The organism is Streptomyces sp. SID5785, assembly GCF_009870065.1.
GTDB lineage: Bacteria > Actinomycetota > Actinomycetes > Streptomycetales > Streptomycetaceae > Streptomyces.
The window spans coordinates 1-6,477 of sequence record NZ_WWIA01000782.1 but is presented as its reverse complement, the minus strand read 5'-3'; the positions used below and the strand labels follow the sequence as shown (position 1 = coordinate 6,477).

6 protein-coding genes are annotated in these 6,477 nt (G+C 70.5%); 2 read left to right on the top strand and 4 right to left on the bottom strand.

Going from position 1 to position 6,477, the window contains the following annotated elements; all coding sequences use genetic code 11:
• Positions 1-1,183: glycoside hydrolase family 64 protein (locus GTW43_RS25800; RefSeq protein ID WP_161304384.1), on the bottom strand; the 1,183-nt coding region annotated here is incomplete at its 3' end.
• A gap of 257 nt (positions 1,184-1,440) precedes the next feature.
• On the opposite strand from GTW43_RS25800, the gene GTW43_RS25795 reads away from it, so the two are divergent.
• Both GTW43_RS25795 and GTW43_RS25790 read left to right on the top strand, forming a co-directional pair.
• Positions 1,441-2,232 carry a VOC family protein gene (locus GTW43_RS25795; protein WP_161304383.1) on the top strand — a complete coding sequence of 264 codons (792 nt, stop codon included), beginning with the start codon at positions 1,441-1,443 and terminating at the stop codon, positions 2,230-2,232.
• An 85-nt stretch (positions 2,233-2,317) separates the two neighbouring features.
• A complete protein-coding gene (locus GTW43_RS25790; RefSeq protein ID WP_202501936.1) occupies positions 2,318-2,575 on the top strand; it encodes a WhiB family transcriptional regulator in 258 nt (85 codons plus the stop codon).
• Positions 2,576-2,579: 4 nt separating this feature from the next.
• On the opposite strand, the gene GTW43_RS25785 is transcribed toward GTW43_RS25790, so the two are convergent.
• The 3 genes from GTW43_RS25785 to GTW43_RS25775 form a co-directional block, all read right to left on the bottom strand.
• Positions 2,580-3,557 (bottom strand): acyl-ACP desaturase, encoded by a 978-nt coding sequence (locus GTW43_RS25785; protein WP_161304381.1) that lies wholly within the window; start codon positions 3,555-3,557, stop codon positions 2,580-2,582.
• A 172-nt stretch (positions 3,558-3,729) separates the two neighbouring features.
• Positions 3,730-5,373, bottom strand: a complete 1,644-nt coding sequence (locus GTW43_RS25780) for an ABC-F family ATP-binding cassette domain-containing protein (protein ID WP_161304380.1) — start codon at positions 5,371-5,373, stop codon at positions 3,730-3,732.
• 380 nt (positions 5,374-5,753) lie between these two features.
• On the bottom strand, positions 5,754-6,161 hold the full coding sequence (locus GTW43_RS25775) for an SsgA family sporulation/cell division regulator (protein ID WP_161304379.1): 408 nt from the start codon (positions 6,159-6,161) through the stop codon (positions 5,754-5,756).
• Positions 6,162-6,477 lie beyond the last annotated feature (316 nt).

The following is a 6,477-nucleotide window of genomic DNA, read 5'->3' as shown; positions in this document are numbered from 1 at the left end:
CGTCGTGGGCCGCGCCGGACACGTCCGGCTCTCCGTCGGGCCGTACGTCGTCGTACGGGAAGGCGTACCCGATCGGCGAGTTGGCGTGCACGACGCGCGACCAGTGGTTCGTCGTCGCGTCCTGGTAGTAGTCGCCGGAGGTGGTGCCGTTCGGCTGCTCGGGGTGGGTGAGCATGATGCTGCGGTTGAATCCGGCGGCGAGCCGGGCCAGCAGGCCCTTCTTGTCGTCGGAGTCCGCGGGGTCGTTGGTGAATGGCCCGTGGTTGCAGGTGAAGATGTCCTTCGAGGTGGGCTTGGAGAAGGTGTGCCCGCCGTTGAACGTGAGCGTGTCGCCGCTGACCCGGCCGGTGAACACGCCGCGCCCGCCCTGGAGGTCGATCTTGAGGTCGGTGCCGCTGTACTTCTCCCAGACCTGGTCGATGTACCCGTTCCACACGTCGCGGAAGGGCATCTCGTCGGGCCGGTCGAAGTAGGGCGCCATCAGGTTCTGCGGGGAGATGACGCGCAGGACCTTCCCGTCGCCGCCCTTGATGACCAGCTGGTCCCAGGGCTGCCCGTCCTTGGCGGCCTGGGCCGCCAGATCGGCCGCGATCTTGTCGACGGCGCCGTCCGGCAGCGGGGCCACGGTGTGTGTCTCGTCGCCCTCGAGGGTCAGCCCGATGGGCAGGGCGGTGACCAGGTCGACGTAGCTGATGTTCGCGTACAGCTGGTCGGAGTTGAAGGTGAACTCGCAGAACGACCAGGTCTTGCCGTAGTTCGGGTCCTCGGGCGTCGCGAACGCGGGCTCGACCAGGCCGGGGCCCGGGTTGAGGAAGAAGTCGAGCGTGTCGTCGCGGACGAAGTACACCCGCGCTCCGTACATCTGAGGGAGTGTCACGACCTTGGGGGCGGAGCCCGCCGCGCCGAGCGGGATCGCGCAGTCCACGGGCAGCGGGGTCTGCGGGGCGCCGGGGGACTCGGGCCGGTAGACGCTGCCGTCGGACTTCAGCAGCACCCAGTTCCCGGTCGACTGCTCGTGCCCGGTGACGTAGGCGCGCACCGTGCCGGTCAACGACTTGTTCTCCAGGGCCAGTTCACAGGTGGCCGGGGCGGCGCCCGCCGTCCATGACGGGGCGGTCAGCGACACGGCGGCCGTCGCGGCGGTCGCTCCGGCACCGACGAGAAACTTCCTGCGCGATATCACGGTCCATACTCCTGAAACGTGGGGGGTGTGGGGGAGCCCCACTGTGGCGAGCGGGACCGGGGGCGTCAAGACTTACGGCAGGGAGCGCTCCCACGAATTGATTGTGTTCAAGAAGTGAATGAAGGGTCCAATGAGGCGAGGTGGCGCCCTTTGGTCCGTACCTTCCCTGGTCAGCGCGGTGCGAGGGCGTCGCGGGCCGGTCGGTGGAAGACTCGGCACTCCAGGCATCCGCATCCCTCGACGAGGAGGGCTCGACCATGATCACCACCGACTACGTGAACGGCGCGCCGGTCTGGATGGACCTCGGCACGTCCGACCTGGACGGTGCCGCCTCCTTCTACAAGAACCTCTTCGGATGGACCTTCCTGCCGGGCGGGCCCGAGGTCGGCGGGTACGGCCTCTTCCAGTTCGACGGGCGCACGGCGGCCGGCGGCATGACCGTCACACCCGAGCAGGGCGACCCCGCCTGGAGCGTCTACTTCCGCACGGGGGACGCCGACGCCACCGCGGCGGCCGTCGACAAGGCGGGCGGCACCGTCGTCATCCAGCCCATGGACGTCATGGACATGGGCCGCATGGCGATCCTGGCCGACTCCGCCGGGGCGTCGTTCGGCATCTGGCAGCCGGGGACGAGCAAGGGGCTCGACCATGTCACCGAGGACGGCGGGCTGAACTGGGTGGAGCTCTACACGCCCGACGTGGACGGCGCGAAGGCGTTCTACGCCGCCGTCTTCGGCTGGGGCACCTACGACGTGCAGTTCCCGGGCGGCACCTACACGTCGGTCAACCCGGCCGACACCGACGAGAACGGCATGTTCGGCGGCATCGTGCCGCTGTCGGCCGACCCCGCGGAGAAGGGCGAAGGGGCCCACTGGGTGCCGTACGTGCACGTCCCGGACGTGGACGCGGCGGCCGCGATGACGCGCGAGCTGAACGGCACGGTGCGGGCGGAGCCGGTCAGCCTCCCCGGCGTCGGCCGGATCGCGAAGCTGTCGGACCCCGCGGGCGCGGGCTTCGCGGTGATCAAGGGCGACCCGAACGAGAAGTAGCGTGCCGCGCGGGAGCTGCCGCACCGGCGCGGTCGTTGAACGTTCGTTGATCGAACGTTTTGCGCGGCGCGGCAGCATGATCGACATGCACGCGAACACGACCCTCACGCCCGCCGGCCCCACCTGGCGGGACCAGGCCCTGTGCGCCCAGACCGGTGGGGACTTCTTCTTTCCCGAACCGGGCAGCTCGGTCCGGGAGGCCAAGATGATCTGCCGCATGTGCGAGATCCGCCCGGCCTGTCTCGAGTACGCCCTGACGCACGACGAGCGCTTCGGTGTCTGGGGCGGACTGTCCGAGAAGGAGCGCCATCAGCTCAGGCGCTCCTCCTGCGACCGCGGCTGAGCCGTCATCCGGCGGCTGCGCGCGCGGCCATCCGGGCCTTGCGCGCGGCCAGCTTCTCGTCGAACTTGGCGGCCTCGGTGTCGAGCCCGTTCATGAACAGACCCAGCTCCTCCTGCGCCTTGACGCCCTCGGGGCCGAGACCGTCGATCTCCAGGACCTTCAGGAAGCGCAGCACGGGCTGCAGTACGTCGTCGTGGTGGATGCGCAGGTTGTAGACCTCGCCGATCGCCATCTGCGCGGCGGCGCGCTCGAAGCCGGGGATGCCGTGCCCGGGCATCCGGAACTCGACGACGACGTCCCGCACGGCCTGCATCGTCAGATCGGGGGCGATCTCGAAGGCCGCCTTCAGCAGGTTCCGGTAGAACACCATGTGCAGGTTCTCGTCCGTCGCGATGCGGGCCAGCATGCGGTCGCAGACCGGGTCGCCGGACTGGTGCCCGGTGTTGCGGTGCGAGATGCGGGTGGCCAGCTCCTGGAACGCGACGTAGGCGACCGAGTGCAGCATCGAGTGCCGGTTGTCCGACTCGAAGCCCTCGCTCATGTGCGCCATGCGGAACGCCTCGAGCTTGTCGGGGTCGACCGCGCGCGAGGCGAGCAGGTAGTCGCGCATCACGATGCCGTGCCGGCCCTCCTCGGCCGTCCAGCGGTGCACCCAGGTGCCCCAGGCGCCGTCGCGGCCGAACAGCGAGGCGATCTCGTGGTGGTAGCTCGGCAGGTTGTCCTCGGTCAGCAGGTTGACCACGAGGGCGGTGCGGCCGATCTCGGTGACCTGGGACTGCTCCTTGTCCCAGGCCTCGCCGTCCGGGAAGAAGCCCGGGAAGTTGCGCGCGTCCGACCAGGGCACGTACTCGTGCGGCATCCAGTCCTTGGCCACCTTCAGGTGCCGATTGAGCTCCTGCTCGACCACTTCCTCCAGGGCGTACAGCAGCCGGGCGTCGGTCCAGGTGGTCGGCGAACCGAGGCGGGGGGAGATGACAGTCACGAAGGGCTCCTGGGGACGGAGGTACAGCGAGCGGAACGAGCGGATCTACCTACGGTGTCGTAGGTTACGTTCCCGTAGGTTAAGCGCTCGGTAAAGAGCCGTCCTCACGCGGGCCCTCGAAGCGGCCGGACTGAGAGGCACGTCACACCTCCCGGCCCGACCGCTCGCCGGTTCAGGCGGCGCCCACCTCCTCGCGCGTCGTGTCCTTCAGGGCTCCGTCGAGCAGCAGCCAGCGGGTGATGCCGAGCGACTCCAGGAACGGCACGTCGTGGCTGGCCACGATCAGCGTCCCCTCGAACGAGGCCAGCGCCGAGGTCAGCCCCCGCACGCTCGCCATGTCGAGGTTGTTCGTCGGCTCGTCCAGCATCAGCAGCTGCGGGGCGGGCTCGGCGAGCATCAGGGCCGCCAGCGTCGCCCGGAAGCGCTCGCCGCCGGACAGGGTGCCCACCGGCTGGTCCGCGCGCGCCCCCTTGAACAGGAAGCGGGCGAGCCGGGCCCGGATCCGGTTCGCCGTCGCGTCCGGGGCGAACCGCGCCACATTCTCGGCGACCGTCGCCCCGTCGTCCAGGACGTCGAGCCGCTGGGGCAGGAAGCGCAGCGGCACATGGGCCGTCGCCTCTCCCGCCACCGGGTCCAGCTCCCCGGCGACCGTGCGCAGCAGCGTCGTCTTGCCCGCGCCGTTGCGCCCCACCAGGGCGATCCGCTCGGGCCCGCGCAGTGCGAGCTCGCCGTCCACGCGGGCCCCGTACGCGAGGGTCAGCTCGCGCAGCGTGAGCACGGACCGGCCCGGCGGCACCGCCGTGAAGGGCAGGTCCACGCGGATCTCGTCGTCGTCGCGCACCGCCTCCACGGCCTCGTCCAGGCGCTCCCTGGCCTCGGCGAGCTTCTCCTCGTGCATGATGCGGTGCTTGCCGGCCGAGACCTGGGCCTGCCGCTTGCGCTCGCCCATGACGACCTTGGGCTCGCGCTTGGTGTCCCACATCTTCTGCCCGTAGCGCTTGCGGCGGGCGAGCTTCACGTGGGCGTCGGCCAGTTCTCGCTTCTGCTTCTTCAGATCGGACTCGGCCACGCGCACCATGCGCTCGGCCGCCTCCTGCTCCGCGGCCAGCGCCTCCTCGTAGGCCGAGAAGTTGCCGCCGTACCAGACGATCTCGCCGTCGCGCAGATCGGCGATCTGGTCGACGCGGTCCAGGAGTTCGCGGTCGTGGCTGACCACGACGAGCACACCGGACCAGCCGTCCACGGCGGCGTACAGACGGCGGCGGGCGTGCAGGTCCAGGTTGTTGGTGGGCTCGTCGAGGAGGAGGACGTCCGGGCGGCGCAGGAGCAGCGCGGCGAGCCGCAGCAGCACCGACTCGCCGCCGGACACCTCGCCGACGGTGCGGTCGAGGCCGATGTGGCCGAGGCCGAGCTGGGAGAGCATCGCCGCGGCGCGCTCCTCGACGTCCCAGTCGTCGCCGACCGCGGTGAAGTTCTCCTCGCTCGCGTCTCCGGCCTCGATCGCGTGCAGGGCGGCGCGGGTACCGGCGACGCCGAGTACGTCGTCGACGCGCTGCGCGGTGTCGAGCGTGACGTTCTGCGGCAGGTGACCGACCTCGCCGGCCACCCGTACGGTGCCCTCGGCCGGGGTCAGCTCACCGGAGATCAGCTTCAACAGGGTTGATTTTCCGGACCCGTTGACGCCGATCAGTCCGGTGCGACCGGAGCCGAACGCGGCCTGCAGCCCGTCGAGGACGGGAGTGCCGTCCGGCCAGGCGTAGGTCAGGCCGGTGCAGGCGATGGATGCCGGGCCGGAGCCGTGGGGGTTCGGGGACATGGACAAGAAAGCCTCGCGGTTGCTCGGAACGAACGGCGGACATGCGAAGCGTTTCGAGACACCGCGGGCCACGGGCCCATGAGAAAAGGCCTGTTGCGGCGGAGGGACGGCTCGGATCGCCGAGGTCTCACACGACGGTGTGCGCACGGGCGGAGGCGACCGGCGTCGAGCGGGGCTCGGCGGATCTCCTCGGGCGGGGTGCGACACGCGCGGTGTCTCAGGACCTCAGACGAGCAACGTCCTACTCCGATCGACGACAACAGAACCGCTATACAGCGTAAGGCGACGGGGGAGAGGCGTCAACGGCTATTCGGCGACGGCGGAGAGGCGCGTCGCGCAGCGGACGGGAGTGTGACGACGCGGCCCGGGCCGGACGCGGCCTAGCGCAGCAGCTCCGCCAGGTCCCCGTCCACGTCGACGAAGGCCGACTCCTCGCCCGTCGGCACGAGCGCGTCCGTGTCCGCGAGGAAACGCCGTACCTCACCGGTGCGGATGTGGACGATCGCCATGCCCTCCACCGCGTGGAACTCCAGCTCCGTGCGGTCGTACCCGTACGGCCGCACCCGGACGTCACCGGCGCCGGCCGCCTCGCCCACACCGGCCGCGAGCAGCTCGCGCGCGAACGTCCAGGAGACCTCGACGCCTTCGAGCGTGGCCGGTGCCGGGAAGGACATCCGCACGGCGAACGGGTCCGTCACGTCGTAGCGAAGGGTCGCGGGGATGCTCGCCATGCGCGGCGCGGCGGCGACGAGACGGGCCTCTACGGCTTGCTCGATGACGAAGGACAACGCCTGCTCCCTTGTGAAGGCTGGACGGAGGACGACGACGTTCGGACGGCCTCACCCGGTATAGACGACGGAACCGGCCGATCCGTGCACAGTCGGCCGGACGAATTCCGAGTGACCTCGGTCACCGGCCCGCCGGAAGGGGCGCGGCGCCCGTTTCGTCCGGGGCCCTCTGGACGCCGCCGGGGCGCTGGACTAGCTTCGCGCGCCATGGGGAGATCGAGGGCATCGAGCGTAGTGAGGTTCCTGGGCACCGGACAGACGCGCGGCACGGGAACAGCCCGCAGCCGGGGAGCGGCCGGGGCCGCGGTGCTCGCCG

What these genes read in the sequence shown, in the direction of transcription:
- GTW43_RS25795 (WP_161304383.1), top strand. Translation starts at nt 1,441, where the DNA reads ATGATCACCACCGACTACGTGAACGGCGCGCCGGTCTGGATGGACCTC.
- GTW43_RS25790 (WP_202501936.1), top strand. Translation starts at nt 2,318, where the DNA reads ATGCACGCGAACACGACCCTCACGCCCGCCGGCCCCACCTGGCGGGAC.
- GTW43_RS25780 (WP_161304380.1), bottom strand. Translation starts at nt 5,373, where the DNA reads ATGTCCCCGAACCCCCACGGCTCCGGCCCGGCATCCATCGCCTGCACC.